Here is a 16,046-nt window from a genome sequence, read left to right on the forward strand (position 1 = left end):
ATTAAAAATCCTCTCTCGCTTGAGAGAGGATGTTTGAAACTAATCCCATTATGATACAAGCAAGCCATTTCTAGCCACTAGTATAAACGGTACCAGTAGGACCAGAAGTTTTACCACCGCTTGCGCCGAACATGGTTGTTCCAGTAATTCCTAAAATAGAAGGTAGGAATAATAACGCCGCTGCGATAAAAACTAAAGCAATTGGTGTTCCTATTGGAATTTGAGTTGGGTTATCTTTGTGCTGTTTAAATTTCATAATCGCACCAATAGAAAATCCCAGACCCGCTAAATAAGAACCAGCAGTGATTAATTTGGTTAAGTTTGTAAATGATGAGGTAATTTGTGATGCCATGGCACCAACACTCATACCACCTGCAGCTGCATCTTGACTGACTAGAGCCAATATGCCCAAACAAACCATACTGGATAACCAATATTTATAACTTGATTTACTTATGACTTTACTTTTCACCATAGTTCTCCCCAATTTTAAAATTAAACTAAAAAACAATTTGTACAATTAAGACCCATATAAGGTATTATTAATCATTTGAATAGTACCTACTATATTAATTGCTAATATTCCTCCAAAAACATGGACTAAACCCTTTCCAGTCCCTCCTGGTGGTTGTCCCTGTGAAGCAGAACGTGCAATCAACACCCACCCCCTTACAAAGGCAACTAAGCCAATGACTTGAATAAGAATCGTCAGTGATCTTCCAACGGGACTTGAAGTGCCAAAAAACGCATCCAGCGTTGGATTACTACCACCTGTTGGGGCATACTGAAGAACATTTGTATAACCGAACGTCGTTTGCATCATTGTTTCAAATGCGGATGGAAAATAAATAAATAATGCACCAACAAACAAATAAATTACAGGCTCTTTGATACTCGTATTACTCGACATCATTGTTCGGGCTTCACCATATACCTTTAAACTATATATTGCCTTGAATAAAAAAGCACAACCAATTAGATAAGCTCCCCCTGTAATTAAACGCTCTACAGGTATTAAATTATTTGCAACATTCACCAGAACGTTTATTTCACTTGATAACCAACACGCTGCTGTTCCGCCTGTACATGTATCAGCCATACTAAACCTCAACTATCGTCTTGACTAAACCTAATTACTCGACCTGAGCTCGTTAACACGCGACCCTGTAAAGAATCTATTAGTTTAACTACCCCATATCCTTCGATTTTTGATCCTTCTCTTATTGTAAGTGTAGAACCATTTGTGCCAATTAGCCAAGCTCGACCCGGAATTACTGCATTAATATAGTAAATTATTTGAGGTGCTGATGGTTGAACATGAATTACCCTCTTGATTAATTTAGGTTTTGTACGTTCCATCAACACGTTAATTTCTTCAGATTGTTTTGCCACTTGATTGCTTAAATCACTGATCACTTGATTAAGCTTGCTGATTTGAGCGCTTAGAGCATTAACATTATTGTTTACATTGCTCACTTGTTGATTCACTGAACTAACCTCTGATTGAACTGTTTGTTGTGTCGCTTCAATAGAGGCTACTTTTTGTTTAAACTCCTTGCCTATCTCAACAACTGGCTGTTGTTGGACTGGTTGTATTTGAGGCTCTATTGGTTCTTGTGGAATTTCAGTTTGAGGAATCTGCTGAGGCTGAGGAGATGGAGTCACTTCAGCCACAGGAGCAGGATTTATATTTTCATCTGTAGGGACTTTATTCGATTTTCCAAAAAACATCCCACCAATAAATTTATACATTAACATAATAAATACAACAATGCCCACCGCTATTAAGGCATTACGCTTAATGTTTTTTCTTGGCCCTGCTCCGCCTTGTCCCATAGTAGTAGAGCTTTGAGGACTGTATTCAGGATTCTCAATAGACTCATTCTCTAGAGAATCTAATTCAGCGAATTTATATTCATCATTTTGATCATTATCTGCCATTTTTACCCGCCATTAAATAGATTTTACGTCTTGAGTAAATAAAACCCCTACAGGAGTTCCTGAATAAACCTCGACGGTTGGAGGTGTATTAAATAATACCTGGGCTTGTTGTCCCCATGTCTTACCAACTGTTGCCAACCCAATTACTGCATTTTCCAAAGTAGAACGACCAACACCATTCGCAACAGTCACATTATTTCCAGCCCCTGTTCCGCCAATAGTTACTGTTGTATTTGCAGACTGGAAGGCATTTCCAAATCCCTCTAAAAATGAGGAAGCAAATAAAGAACCATAACGTAATAGATAATGATTGTTGGTTTTACTTGAAAGAGCTGTTCTTGCCGTATTGGGATCAATTGCATAGGCAGAAATCGAAATTGTTTTTGGTGCACCCGGAATTGACATTGTATTAAATGTAATGACCATTTTGTTAGCATTTGAAGGTAAATTAAAGCTACCAATTAACTTAGTACCTTTAAGTCTTCCCGCAATAATTGTAGCAAGAATAGGCCCTGGTTCATCACTATTGACTGAGGTATCAATCACGGCAAAAAGTACATCACCAGTCTTAATCATATTTACATCATTATTTGACACTATAGTTGTTGACTGAGTAGTAGTGCCCCCTGGTGCAGCAGAACCTGCTGCTGCAATTGCTACAGCTTTTTCTCCAGTATTTCCTTCACTATAAGCTTGCGTAGCCACACCTTTCCAATCGTTTAACAATGCATTTGCTGCATTTAACATTTCATTACTTTTTTGTGCGATTTTTTGTTGGTATTTTTGCTCCGCAGCCTGCTGATTCTGTTTATTTAGTATTGCTTGTAGCTGCTGATTACTGTTATTGCCACCAGCTGGTGTTGTTGTAGCTGCTGCAGCTCCTTGCCCTACGGTTGGTATACCATTCAGATTAAATGCTCCTTGTTGCATATTTGGATTACCTAAACCAGCCACTTCTGATGACATAGAATTAACCCCAGCGCCTTGTATTTGAGAAGCACTTAATCCCGCATTTTTTAAATCATCAGCACTATATCCAGCATCAACCAAATCTTTAGCTCCAAAACCTGCAGCTCTTAGCTGTGTTGCACTAAATCCTGCATCTTTCAAATCCTTAGCACTAAATCCTGCATCTTTTAATTCAGCAGCACTAAATCCTGCATCCTTTAGTTCTTTAGCGCTATAACCTGCGTCTTTTAGCTCTTTAGCGCTAAAACCCGCAGCTTTTAATTGAGCAGCGCTAAAACCTGCATCTCTCAATTCTTTGGCACTAAAACCGGCATCTTTTAGTTCTTTAGCACTAAATCCTGCATTTTTTAAATCTGCAGCGCTAAATCCCGCGTCCTTTAATTCTTTGGCACTAAAGCCCGCATCTTTTAATTCTTTTGCACTAAAACCGGCATCTTTTAATTCTTTCGCACTAAAACCGGCATCTTTCAAATCCTTGGCACTAAAACCAGCATTCCTTAATTCAGCTGCAGTAAATCCTGCTTCTTTGAGCTCTTTAGCTGTATAGCCAGCATCCTTTAATGCTTTTGCTGAACATCCTAGAGTTTTCTTAATTGCCAAAGCACTAACACCAGACGCTCTTGCTCTTTTCAAAGATTCAACACTGCAATCGGCGACCCGTCCAGCTGCAATTGTATCTGCTGGAGTGAGCCCTGCATTTGCTAAGTCCTTATTAGTATATCCACCTGTAAGTAGTTGCGAAGGTGTAAATCCTGCATCAAGCAAAGATTGAGCACCAAAACCTGCATTTTTTAAATCTGACGCAGTAAACCCAATATCCTTTAAATCTTTAGCAGTAAATCCTGCATTCTTTAAATCAGCGGCACTAAATCCTGCATTCTTTAAATCAGCGGCACTAAATCCTGCATTTTTTAATTCAGCAGGGGTAAATCCCACACTTCTTAGATCTTCAGCACTAAATCCAGCATTTTTTAAATCTGCAGCACTAAATCCAGCTGCTTTTAATTGTTCTGCGCTGCATCCTGCATTTTGTCTAATAAGTGCTGCACTAACTCCCGCTGCTCGTTCTCTTTTTAGTGCAGCGACATCACAGCCAGCATTCTTTATTGCATCGGCATTAAATCCTAACGCCAATGGCCCCTGTGCTGCATTGATATCTGCAGGAGAATAGCCTGCGCCAGCAAGGGCTTGCGGCGTAAAACCAGCATTTAATAAGTCTCGAGCATTATACCCTGCTGCCTTCAGCGCTGCGGGAGTAAAGCCCGCATTTTTCAAATCCTTAACACTAAATCCTGCATTTTTTAAATCTGCAGCGCTAAATCCTGCATTTTTTAAATCTGCAGCACTAAATCCTGCATTTTTTAAATCCGTAGCACTAAATCCTGCATTTTTTAAATCTGCGGCACTAAATCCTGCGGCCTTTAACTGGGCTGCACTACATCCCGCATATCGTGTAATGAGCTCTGCACTAATTCCTGCGGCCTTTTCTCTTCTTAAAGCATCTACATCACACCCCGCTTTCTTTATATCGTCAGGCGTAATTCCTGGTGGTAATTGTCCTTGTGCAGCATTGATATCTGCTGGAGAATAGCCTGCAGTAGTAAGATCTTGCGGTGTAAAACCAGCATTTAATAAATCTCGAGCAGTATACCCTGCTGCCTTTAGTTCCGCAGGAGTAAAGCCCGCGTTTTTCAGATCTCTTGCACTAAATCCTGCATTTTTTAAATCAGAAGCGGTAAAGCCTAAAGCTTTTAGATCGCCAATACTAAATCCTGCATTTTTTAAATCTGCGGCAGTAAAACCTGCATTTTTTAAATCTGTTGGACTAAACCCTGCTGCTTTTAGATCTGCAGCACTAAACCCTGCTGCCTTTAAATCAGCCGCGCTAAATCCTGCTGCCTTTAACTCAGCGGCACTAAATCCTGCATCTTTTAAATCAGCTGCGCTAAACCCTGCTGCTTTTAATTGGGCTGCGCTGCATCCCGCATATTGTCTAATAAGCGCTGCACTAACTCCTGCTGCCCTTTCTTTTTTTAAGGCCTCAACGTCACATCCTGCTTTCTTTATATCATCAGGAGTAATTCCTGGGGGTAACAGCCCCTGCGCTGCATTGATATCCGCAGGAGAAAAACCTGCAGCCTGTAGTGCATCAGAAGAAAAACCTGCATTTTTTAGATCTCTTGCGCTAAATCCGGCTGCTCTTAAGTCTGCTGGATTAAATCCTGCATTTTTTAGATCCTGAGCACTAAATCCTGCCTCTTTTAAGTCTGCGGCGCTAAGTCCCGCTGCTTTCAAGTCTGCTGCACTAAATCCTGCATTTTTTAAATCTTTAGGACTAAAACCAGCATTCTTTAAATCATTGGCAGTAAAGCCTGCTGCCCTTAGAGCTGCCGCACTACATCCCGCATATTGCTTAATAAGTGCAGCACTAACTCCTGCTGCCCTTTCTTTTTTTAATGAATCAACATCACACCCCGCTTTTTTAACATCGTCGGGAGTAATTCCAGGGGGCAACTCTGCTTCTGCTTCTTTAATGTCTGCTGGAGAATAACCTAAACTTGCAAGATCCTCTGGAGTAAATCCTGCATTTAATAAATCCCTAGCAGAGTACCCTGCAGCCTTTAGTTCTGCGGGTGAATAACCTGCTCTTTTTAAATCTGCTGCACTAAATCCTGCATTACGTAATTCTTTAGCAGTAAAACCTGCTGCTTTTAATTGTGCCGCACTACATCCACTAATCCGTCGAATAGCAGAAGCAGTAACACCTGACTTACGCAATTTAGTTAAAGCATCAACGCTACACCCCGCTTTTAAAACATCAGCGGCACTCACTCCGTTAGGTAAACCACTGGCTTTAGCGATTTCCTCTGGAGAATATCCTGCCCCTTTAAGTTCATCATCAGAAAAACCTGCATCCTTAAGCTCTTGGGCTGTAAATCCTGCATTGCGTAATTCGCAAGCATTAAAACCACAATCCTTTAATCGGGCAGCACTATAACCTGCATCTTTAAGTTGCCTTGCATTGTATCCTGCCGCTTTCAGTTCTTTACAGGGACACACTTGACCTAAATCTTTCAAGCCATAACCATTATCTTTTAGCTGTGCGCAACTACATGCCGCTTTTAAATCACTTAATTGAGCTCCTTGACTTACAACCTGAGATACAGTGGCTTTAGAGCATCCTCCATTTTGTAATGCTTGCAACCAAAGACTTTTTTGAGCACCCTCATCATTTTCTCTAGCTAACGTAACAAAACCAACACCAGTTTGTCCGCCTTGTGAACCAATCACTCCAACACCTTGACCCAACGCTTGGGTTCTAATGATTGTTGGAATAGCGCTTCCCCCAGTTTTCTCTGCTTTTTGTGCCTGATTTATATTTTGCTCTTCCTGCAATCGAGCATATTGTGCTGTAGGATTAAGGACACCAGGAATTGACTGAATAGATCCTGGGGTATGACCAAGAGTCGCTGTAGCTGATGGCCCAGAACCAGCTCCTCTTAATTTTATATATCCTATCACTACAGCTAAAATTAATAAGGATAATGTAAAAATAATAATAACCCGAGTCCGCGTATTCGAAAAAAGCGACTTTAAATTTTCTTTTTTTCCAGCCATTTATAACCCTTCTACCTTGAGCTGCATGACCTTCCCATGCCAGGAAACTAATAATACCGGGGATTTTTGCATTTCATATGCGTGCGTCCCATCTGCGCTAGTCATACTTGCTAACCAGCCCGGCGACAATATAGTAAGATTGGTTCTAACATACATTCTGTCATTGGCTAACCAAGCACGTGCATCCCCTCCTGTAATAACCAAACGCTTACTTGCAGGAGGTGGCACACCGTCTAAAACATGAAGAAGTAATTCACTCGCTGAGGGAGGAATTCCCGTCTCTAAAGGCATTACTTTAGCATTGGGCCCATAACCTTGTACACGTAAATCAACTCGATAATCTACGGCTTTTTGTCCTGGTATCAAGGTAAGCATCACTGGGGTATTTAAGCCTCGTAATCGAACCGCTAAATTGCCGTAATTGTATGCTTTCATTGCTTGAATCATGAGCGTATTACTGGTTTTATCCCATACAATATTAAAAGCATTAGGATCGCCTAAATCATATGCTCCAATTGGCCAAGGAGCTCCTGATGAATCAAGAAATACTAACGAAGAAACAAATCCTTGTGCCAAACGAATTACGGGTGGAGTAGAACCTGGAGATAAGTTAACAAATTGAGAAGTTGCTGTAGGTTTTGGCGGTGTTCCTGCCGGTGCAGCCTTAGCATATTCCATAGTATCATTCATTTGCTTTAATTGTACGACTTGTTCCGTGTTTAGTGGATACAAATTTTTTGTCATATCTCTAAAAGCTTTATTATTGATTACCTCTTCATCATTTTGGCTTAATACCTGTTGATTCGCAGCAGGGGAAGGTGGTGGCGATTGAGGCGCCTTACTCGGTTGTGGTTTGGGTGCCTTATAAATATCATTCGCTAATGGGATAGGAATATCATTATTTTGATTTTGAGCAGGCGCAGCATTTGGTGTCTGCCCGGCTTGCGCCGCCTGATTTTGGCCCGCTGGTTGATTTTGTGACAAGCGTTGTTGCAACAAACGTAACTGCTGTAACGCTTGTTGTGCACTATCATCCTGTGCAAAAGATGAACCAATCATGGAGTAAGTTCCGCAGAGAAAACAAAATTTTACAAACCAATTCAACTTGTTCATTAAGATACCCCACCAGCGGCAGGCCCGACTACAAATTGTGATATACCAATTCCTCTAGGCGAATTTAAAGGAGAAACACGTGTAATTAACATAGTAACCACATTATTTTGTTGCGTAAATTCACTAGCACTTTGATAGGTTACTAAGATAGGCATTTGAACACGCCAAGAATAATTTCCATTTAAGACCCCTTTTTGCAAAATAATAGGTGCTCGCGTTGCTACAGCAGACACGATAAGTTTTTTAGCTTTCACTGCATCTAAGTTATTTGATTGTTGCAACGCATTAAGAAATTGATCCCAACCTTCAGGAGTAAAAAAACCGGAAGAAGCTTGCAATTCATCCCTATAATTAACGAAGTTATATGTAAATGCTGCGATTGCAGCCTGATTCGCCCATTGCAAAACCGCAGAGTCCGATTGATTCGGTTCATTTAAAGGAAAAAGTGGGGTAATTCGACCATTAATGCTTGTAGCAAAATATTTGGGGGCTGGTGGATGAGTAATAATATACACCAACATAAAGGCCAGTATTACATTCACTAGAAGAGCAATTAACAACGCAAGGACTACTTTACGTTGACTATCCTTATAAAAAGTGTTTCTTAATGCAACAGTTGTCAAGGCATCTTGGGCCATAATATCCTCGTGTATAGCTTATTCTGGTATCAATTTATCCTCACCATCCGATACTGGATCGGGAGGAAGTAATGCTTGTGCGGAATAATTAGGAGACAGCATTGGACTTAATTTAATAGGTGGTGCCACTCCACTCGTTGCATAAAAATCCCGTTCGGGCTCTGTTAAGTACAGATAAAACAGCGATAAACAAAAAATGCAACTCACTATTAAAGAAAAAATCAATGCAACTAAACCCCGCCTATATACATTAACATCAAACCTTTTACTTTTCTTTATCAAACTCCAGGTTTCACGACTCATCGCATCCCCTATGCTACAGCACGTCTAAAGGTAATTTCTACTCGAGCATTTACTGAGCTATCACCACCTTGAGTATACGCAATTATAGGTTTATCACTCCCTAATCCCTGTGTAAATATAAAACGACTATCTACGCCTTGTGACCAAAGATATTCGCTAACTACTCGTGAACGAGCTAAGGTCAATGCATGCTCTCTTTGTGGGGATATATATTTACTGCTATAACTCGCTATATTAATTGCTATTTTGCGAAATTGCTTCAGGAATACGGCTATTTCATTTAATAAAGCATATGACTTCCATTTTAAGTGTGGGGTTTCTGGTTCAAATAAATAACTTGCGGGAATACTAATCATATAATCTTGGCCTATGGTGATTACTTTTACCCCTTTTCTATTTAAGTCTTTTGCGAGCTTCATAATGGTAGCATCACAAGCTCCTAAAACTTTACAAGGGTACTTAGGCTCCTCTTTATCAAGAGCCCAATAATCACGACTACAGGAAGTTACCATTAATAAGGCAGCCAATCCAACAGCTCGAATTAGATTAATACGCACCACTCTCACTCGTTATCCTCATATTTCAAAATAATAACCATAGATTCTGACTGTAGTTCTATTGCATTTTATATCTTTTGGAAAAGTCTATAAATCATTACGTTACAATGAATTCAAGAAAATATCTATTTTTTTAAAAATTTATTTATTGCGATACCTTTTTTTGAAAAAAAACAAAGCACTTGGGTTTGTTTTTTTTCAAAAAAACAATTACCGCTTCTATTTTAAAACGGTTTCACTCTTATTCAGAAGATAAAAGACATACCAACAAAATAGAAATTTTCGAAATGTAAGGTAGAAAAGAATGTTGTATACCAAACTCGAGGTATGCGTGTGTTTAGAACACTGCAAAGAATTATCTTTTGCAGTAAGGTTTAGAAAAAATAAGTTTAGCCATGGAACACATGGCTAATAAAATAAAGTTCACAACAAAAGATAGAGCATTAAGTCGATTCTTCAGCATTTTGATTTGCCTTTTGACGTTCGCTCATAATTTTTTCAGCTAATGCTTTAACTATATCAGTTAATTCATCTGGTGCAATAAAGTCTCTTTCTTCAGGTGGATAACTGGTTGCTAATTGAAAATCCTTAATCAGTTCATTAGAAACTGTACCAGCATATTTATCTTTTGCTCCAGCTAAACGCTCAATATTCATCATCTGATTACGTGTTTCATTAATAGGTAGTAAGGATTCAGAAAATGCAGTCTTATCACTTACCAAAATTGGTGGATCGTTTGGATTTACTCGCAAGGGACTAAAGATAGTTAATATTCCCTCAATTTCTTCTTCAACCAAGTCTTCAACAGGCTCCGGCTCGTTATAGCTATGGAATGCAATTAAAGCAGCTACACCACGCTCTATTGGCTCTTCTACAACGGACTCTCGTAATAACTTACTAATAAGTGTTATTTCCTCATTTTCCACAGACTTATCGATCGACAAATCACCACTATCCAAAATTTCTTGGAAAGAGGTCAATTGTTTTTGTAATTTCATTAAGTAGTCATCTGGTGGAGCCTCTACTTTTAAAAATTGATTAATTTTTAATTGCTTCACTGGTTTGGGGTTCGCATAAAACATTCGCGCCCGCACAATTTTTGACTTGAAGAATATATGTGACTCACCTTCTGTTTGTTCTTTAAGATCCAACAAGTCAACACGAGCTCTCTTTTCAAATGAAGAACTTTTGCTATCCATATAGGTATTCGCCATACTCGTATCTTTCGCTTGGAATGAATCTACTTTAGTTACATATGCCTCACCAGCTGTCTTTGTAAAGAAATCCCATGTTTCTGTAGGATCTTCCAATTTCATACATATTTTAATGTTTGTGTTTGCACCAATGGATGCAGCTTCTTCTTTAGATGCCTTTTGAAAGGCGGGCAAATCTTGTCCTGCGAAAATTGCCGAAAATCCAAGTGAACGCGCTTGTGCAGGCACAACCGCAAAACCTTGAACCGCATAATACCCATACTCATCTAGAATACACATATAAGGAGTTGGTGCATTTGTTGGTTTTCTTAAAATTACATCGCGATAATCGCCCTCAACATCCTCTCCCAAACCCGCTGCCATCATTGCCTTTAATGAGGAAACAATAATTTTACCTAAGTTGGATAATTCATCAGGAGATTTTTCTAATGCAGGCAATAGTACTACTAAAATTCTTCGATTCAATACTACATCTTTAAAATCCACTTCGGCTAGGTTAGTACGGACAATGTGACCATAGGTATCTGCCAAGGATGAAAACGCCCTTACCAGCTGCATCGTGATAAAACCATGTTGTTCCAAAACTTGCGACACTTGCTTTCCTTTTTTCTCCTTATTATAGCCTGGCAAGGTACCTAAATAGTTACGTAAAGGGTCTGTAACCAATTTTGGGATTGACTCAATATTCACACTTTCCTGATTATCGCGTGGGAAAATTTTATCAACGACTATGGTTTCTAATCGAACTAAATCAAAATAGTTACGAATAGTATCCGCATCAAGAAGTATTGCTCCCTCATCACGCATATAAACCAGAAGACGCATCAAAGCTTCGACGAAGGCAATCGCACGACCTTTCCACATATCTCCGTCTCCACCTCCTTTGGAATCCCCCATCAAACTTACTACAAGTTGGGTCAACATACTGGAAGAGCCTTGAGAAAAAGGATTAAAAGTATTAGAAAGTCTTTTTTCTTGTGGACCGATAATATCTCGCGCACCAGTCATGAAATTAATCAAAAGTAAATCATCTTCACGACCCATGCTTCTGACCATAGAAAAAACTTTGGCATACAGGGAGTTATCGCCTTTACCATCTACATAAATAAAACCACTGGCTTGGACCAAAGCATTAAAAGCAATAGAAACCAAACATTCTGTTTTACCACTACCCGTAGAGCCAAAAATTAATGCATGTGTACGCATATCATCATTAGCAAACCACAATTCGTGGCCTGTTTTACGGTCATTACCAAAAAAAGTTATCCCGCGTGCTATATTGGGTTGGTTAATACCAGGCTTCATGTCATTGTAATCTTTTACGCGAGAAACCTGAGGAAGACGAAATGGTAATCCTTGTTTACGCGTATAACTAAAAAGAAAACAAGCACCTCCGACAAGCATCAAAAAGGTTGCTGCCTCCGAAAAGTAATAAGACATCGCCGATAAAGTAAAAAGTACAATCGAAATATTTGTAGGATCACCAAAAAAATCTGCCAACCGTTGTGTCAGAGTACGTGTGTCCCTGAGTAACTGGGTAGGGTCTAATTCATGACGTGATTCAATACCGCGCATCATGGCTCTAATTCCTCCATTTGACGAGGTGTTAACTTAACTTCTTTTATGGCAACTTCCAATGCTTTTATTGCTTCATCTATCATTGGCACCAAAGAACGTCGCCCCATTTCTTTCTCAGCTTTCCAATGAGCGAAAGGCCCCGCAACTTCTGCGTAAGGAGTTTGTCTGCCGACACAATTAAGCATATACCATAAACGTCTATCTATAGGTTTTAACCACAAAAACTCTGAAGCCGGCACTACTCCATCCAGCCGCGCTTTCTCAAGTAATGAAGCTATTACACTTAAAGTATAGGCATGTTTTGCAGTAACTTCCTGCACTAATTCTGTATTTTTATATTTTTCGATTACTGGTCTTGCAACAAAAAAATCAGGCTTACCAGTAACATAAGTTCTATCTATAGTTGCTAAAATATTATTAGCAGCGTCTCTATCTCGATTTATTCTGGCAATAAAAACAGCCGCTAATGCATACGCCTGGGGCGAACAATGCTCAAAACCATCCCAATACGGACCCAACTGCAGCGTAAAGACACGTTTTGCATCCCCTCTACGAACACCTGCAGTCATTTCTTGTCCAGGCACTGGACTATCTAATAAGGCATCTTCTTTTTTTAATAAATTGTATTTACGAGCAAACTCCATTGGAGTCATAGCCATAGCCCAAGGACCTTTATTCACATCTTGGCTTACTAAATCCTCTTTAACAATAGGCATAATCGCGGGCCAATTAAACTGTTCTTGCTCACATAGTTTTTTCATATTATAAACTTTTCGAAACTTTAAAGTAATATTAGAACGGTAAAGAACAACAGCCAAAGTAAGAAGGACAACAACCACCGGATAACGCATAAAATCGCCAACTTCCTGGGTCGTGGCCATTAACTGCCCCCAATCCACAGCATTAGGGTCTACTGTTTGCATCAGATAAATTAGATTAGATAACTGCTCATTATGAACAAACAGATTAACCAATTTTGCTTGCCAAATATTCACTTGGAAAACAAAAATTACGATATATTTATGCCCTGCTTTCCAAATTATATACCCAGTTATAAACAAGAGCACCATGATCCAAATTGGAGCCATGGAATTATCAGAACCTTGTTGTTGACCACCTTGTTGTGCCATTAATAGTTACTTTAAAAAGTTCACTTATTTTAAGTATATACTGCTCTAGGCTAATTTTGCGAGAGATTGACAAAGGATTATCTGCTTATTGAACTAAAAAATGAAACATTAAAGCACTATTAATGTTCTTTAATCAAACGACCACGCGTAAATTGGTAAACACCACTTATATGAACAAAGCGACTAATATTTTCCAGATGCAACGTTTTGTCTTTGAGGGTTAATAGGGTATTACCTAGTTTATCAATAATTGCTTTATCGGGATGAAGGGGGATAATATCCGTGGAATTAATATAGATGGCTACATAAGCTTCATTTTGCTTATTTTCTTTAGTTTTTAACAATGCTTTCACTTGCTCTTCTTCTGCATATATTGGCCTGGAAATCATTTGCCGCGGTAAATTAACGATAATCCTTTCCCATGATTGAAGATTGGAACCATCCGCAGAATATAAAGAAATAAAAATCTCTTGCTGATTACTTCTTAAAGCAAGCCGACTTGCTAAATAAATATCCGTTTTAACTTGTTCTCTACTACGCGCATTAGCTTTCTTTGCAAAATCATCCCGAATTTCATTTAAATTCTTACCAATGGCCCGTAGAAAATTAGATTTATCCCAAGGTCCATTTTTAATTGCCTCATCCAATGCGTCAAGAATAGCTTTATTTTGCTCATCATTGAGTATATCTTTCATACATCAAACATAACCTCTAACTTATCAACCATTGTAAAATTATAACAGCAAATTATTATTTATTGTTTTAAAAAGAGAAAATCGTAAGAAATTAATTTTTGCTACGAAAAATGAAATGGAATGGTGAAAGCCGTTCTAGCCTACCATGGGCGCGGCGAATGACTTATTTGAGCATTAGATACTACTTCTTGGCAACACTTTTCTAATTGTTGAATAGCACTCTCACAATCAGCTGCTTCTGCCGTATTTTGAGTTTGCATCTTCACTCTCATTATTTGCTTGACTCTTTTTCCTAACTCTTCAATAGCACTAGCCAAAAATGCAGCATCTTCGGTAGTAGCCTTCTCATTACTAGCTGCATTTGCTGAACTTGGAGACGAGCTAAAAAAACCTTTCGCATATGCCATCCTACTACCCCCTCAACACATAAATCTTATTTGACACAAGAGTAACAAAATAAATTACAAATAAACTTAAAACTACAATTTCTTTCGATTTCTTTACAATAAACTTTAAAAATATACGTATTAAAAAACACTTAATCGTACATTAACTCATCTAACGGAGTATAATCACGGCTTGGCCCACCTTGAATTAACTCATTCAATACATCCGTCATACACAACAAACGTAAAACATTGGGTGTCACTTCGTCAAAAACAACCCTTAAACCCAGTAAGGCTCCTTCTGCTTCATCAAATGTAGCTCCTAATCCATAACCTAGGCATAAAGAACATAGTTGATCGGCTCTCTTCGCGATTGCTGGCAATAATCCTGTATCTGCAAAAACTTCTTCATAACTTACAAATCGATCATTAAGATAAAATTTGGCATTTAAACTTGTGGCAATTACTGCCATACATTTACTAATATCCCTTTCCATACCTAACTATCGCCACCAAGGTTGTGAAGATTTGAGAGAACCTGCTAAGAAGCTTCTTATCCATCGTAAAAAAACGGGCACAGTGAAGCCATAATGTTCAATAATACCAAACAATACCGCAGAAACCAAAACAAATATACCCGTCCATACTCTGATATGCATTAGAAATAAAAACAGAGGAAACGCCGCACGCGCATCAACTATAAAAAAACGAGCACTCCGTGCAGAATCTCTCCAATGTGCTGTTTCAGCAAAGCCCCCTGCCATACTTAATGCCTCAAAAAATTATGATCCTTTTAAAAAAGTATATACCTAAAAAAAGGGATTCGCACCTCTATTTGACTAATATATTAGATCTACTGGGGTAGATGCAATCTGTAAAAAAGGGTAATTTTGCAATAGCTTGTACTATTGGGGGCTATCTTGATATTAAGATTATTGCCCTTTCCAGTATTTTAGAAAGGGCTTTGTAATTTTATACGGATGACTGCGTAATAAAATTAAGAATTAGTTTTTATCCATCGGAGAATAGCCTTTAGAAAAAGCGGCTCCTAGAATATTAGTAAGAACCTCTTCCATTTTAGGTTTCTTAGATGGCTTTAATTGAGGTACAGCAAAAGCCTCTCCTACTTCTTCTGACTTTTGTTCCAAAACCGCATCGGAATGAGGTTCGTTTTGTCCAACAGCTAGTTTCCCTAACATTGTAGAAGTGCTGTTTTTACTCATCTGAACTCCCCTTATCACATCTATAACTATAACTTAACATAAACAACTTAAGGAATTATTAAGATAATTAAATATTTTTATAAAAAATACTATTGAGTAGTCAGTTTATTTTCGTTATGTTAAAACAACCTATAAAAAAAATAGGTTCAATTGTCATTTATGGACGAATGCAATTGCTCAGCTAATAATAGGGCTCTTGCCTAACCTGTAGATATTGCTTTAGAACAAGACATTACTGTTGTTAAGGATAATGAGAATTTATACCAAGTAAATGCCACGCATAAATAGCGATTAGGCCGTAGTCGAGTAAATGATACAGTTTTATGCAAGAGCTCTAATAAAGACCAGGGCAATTGAGAAACTATAGAGTCTCTATGTAATAGAGCTTTAGTTAAGGAGGAAATATGGCTAGAGGTGAGGTGAAGTGGTTTAATAATGCCAAGGGTTGGGGCTTTATTATCCCAGAAAATGGGGGTGATGATATTTTTGTTCATTTTTCCTCAATTCATGGGACAGGCTATAAAACATTAGCTCCGGGGCAAGTAGTCAACTATGATGTGGAACAAGGTGATAAAGGTCTGCATGCGGCTAATGTTACTGTACTTAATGAAAACGCTGAAGTTGAAATGGCTTAATTAAGTTAACGCAGTATCCTATGGTGCTGCGTCCATTAGTTACCAT

Annotated in this window: 16 protein-coding genes; 1 reads left to right on the top strand and 15 read right to left on the bottom strand. The window is 38.6% G+C overall.

What is annotated here, in order from left to right; translation table 11 throughout:
• Nucleotides 1-70 precede the first annotated feature (70 nt).
• From DYH34_RS14290 to DYH34_RS14360, 15 genes are all read right to left on the bottom strand, one after another.
• On the bottom strand, nucleotides 71-472 hold the full coding sequence (locus DYH34_RS14290) for a type IV secretion protein IcmD (protein ID WP_115342670.1): 402 nt from the start codon (nucleotides 470-472) through the stop codon (nucleotides 71-73).
• Nucleotides 473-520: 48 nt separating this feature from the next.
• On the bottom strand, nucleotides 521-1,099 hold the full coding sequence (locus DYH34_RS14295) for a hypothetical protein (protein WP_058465165.1): 579 nt from the start codon (nucleotides 1,097-1,099) through the stop codon (nucleotides 521-523).
• An 8-nt stretch (nucleotides 1,100-1,107) separates the two neighbouring features.
• Nucleotides 1,108-1,941: a type IVB secretion system protein IcmG/DotF gene (gene icmG / locus DYH34_RS14300; RefSeq protein WP_058465166.1), complete on the bottom strand. Its 834-nt coding sequence runs from the start codon at nucleotides 1,939-1,941 to the stop codon at nucleotides 1,108-1,110.
• 12 nt (nucleotides 1,942-1,953) lie between these two features.
• Nucleotides 1,954-6,528, bottom strand: coding sequence for a type IVB secretion system protein DotG/IcmE (gene dotG / locus DYH34_RS14305; RefSeq protein WP_058465167.1), 4,575 nt, complete (start codon nucleotides 6,526-6,528; stop codon nucleotides 1,954-1,956).
• Nucleotides 6,529-7,641, bottom strand: a complete 1,113-nt coding sequence (locus tag DYH34_RS14310; RefSeq protein WP_058465168.1) for a DotH/IcmK family type IV secretion protein — start codon at nucleotides 7,639-7,641, stop codon at nucleotides 6,529-6,531.
• Entirely contained in the window at nucleotides 7,641-8,279 is a 639-nt protein-coding gene (locus DYH34_RS14315) for a type IVB secretion system apparatus protein IcmL/DotI (RefSeq protein WP_058465169.1), read from the bottom strand. The genes DYH34_RS14310 and DYH34_RS14315 overlap by 1 nt, the downstream gene beginning before the upstream one ends.
• Before the next feature lie 18 nt (nucleotides 8,280-8,297).
• Nucleotides 8,298-8,582, bottom strand: a complete 285-nt coding sequence (gene icmM, locus DYH34_RS14320; protein WP_058465170.1) for a type IVB secretion system protein IcmM/DotJ — start codon at nucleotides 8,580-8,582, stop codon at nucleotides 8,298-8,300.
• An 8-nt stretch (nucleotides 8,583-8,590) separates the two neighbouring features.
• Nucleotides 8,591-9,148, bottom strand: coding sequence for a type IVB secretion system protein IcmN/DotK (gene icmN / locus DYH34_RS14325; RefSeq protein WP_058465171.1), 558 nt, complete (start codon nucleotides 9,146-9,148; stop codon nucleotides 8,591-8,593).
• 434 nt (nucleotides 9,149-9,582) lie between these two features.
• Nucleotides 9,583-11,931 carry a TraM recognition domain-containing protein gene (locus DYH34_RS14330; RefSeq protein ID WP_058465172.1) on the bottom strand — a complete coding sequence of 783 codons (2,349 nt, stop codon included), beginning with the start codon at nucleotides 11,929-11,931 and terminating at the stop codon, nucleotides 9,583-9,585.
• Nucleotides 11,928-13,061, bottom strand: a complete 1,134-nt coding sequence (gene icmP, locus DYH34_RS14335; protein ID WP_058465173.1) for a type IVB secretion system coupling complex protein DotM/IcmP — start codon at nucleotides 13,059-13,061, stop codon at nucleotides 11,928-11,930. Before icmP ends, DYH34_RS14330 begins: the two co-directional genes overlap by 4 nt.
• A gap of 119 nt (nucleotides 13,062-13,180) precedes the next feature.
• The gene (gene icmQ, locus DYH34_RS14340; protein ID WP_058465174.1) at nucleotides 13,181-13,756 is read right to left on the bottom strand and encodes a Dot/Icm secretion system protein IcmQ; all 576 of its coding nucleotides are present in this window, start codon (nucleotides 13,754-13,756) and stop codon (nucleotides 13,181-13,183) included.
• 140 nt (nucleotides 13,757-13,896) lie between these two features.
• Complete coding sequence (locus DYH34_RS14345) at nucleotides 13,897-14,163, bottom strand: hypothetical protein (RefSeq protein ID WP_058465175.1); 267 nt, start codon at nucleotides 14,161-14,163, stop codon at nucleotides 13,897-13,899.
• A gap of 131 nt (nucleotides 14,164-14,294) precedes the next feature.
• Nucleotides 14,295-14,639, bottom strand: coding sequence for a type IV secretion IcmS family protein (locus DYH34_RS14350; protein WP_058465176.1), 345 nt, complete (start codon nucleotides 14,637-14,639; stop codon nucleotides 14,295-14,297).
• A gap of 6 nt (nucleotides 14,640-14,645) precedes the next feature.
• Entirely contained in the window at nucleotides 14,646-14,906 is a 261-nt protein-coding gene (gene icmT, locus DYH34_RS14355) for an IcmT/TraK family protein (protein ID WP_058465177.1), read from the bottom strand.
• A 240-nt stretch (nucleotides 14,907-15,146) separates the two neighbouring features.
• Nucleotides 15,147-15,365 carry a hypothetical protein gene (locus DYH34_RS14360; protein WP_058465178.1) on the bottom strand — a complete coding sequence of 73 codons (219 nt, stop codon included), beginning with the start codon at nucleotides 15,363-15,365 and terminating at the stop codon, nucleotides 15,147-15,149.
• A gap of 404 nt (nucleotides 15,366-15,769) precedes the next feature.
• Here DYH34_RS14360 and DYH34_RS14365 point away from each other — a divergent pair, with 404 nt between their 5' ends.
• Entirely contained in the window at nucleotides 15,770-16,000 is a 231-nt protein-coding gene (locus DYH34_RS14365) for a cold-shock protein (protein WP_058465179.1), read from the top strand.
• Nucleotides 16,001-16,046: the final 46 nt, after the last annotated feature.

This window comes from Legionella cincinnatiensis (genome assembly GCF_900452415.1).
Taxonomy (GTDB): domain Bacteria; phylum Pseudomonadota; class Gammaproteobacteria; order Legionellales; family Legionellaceae; genus Legionella; species Legionella cincinnatiensis.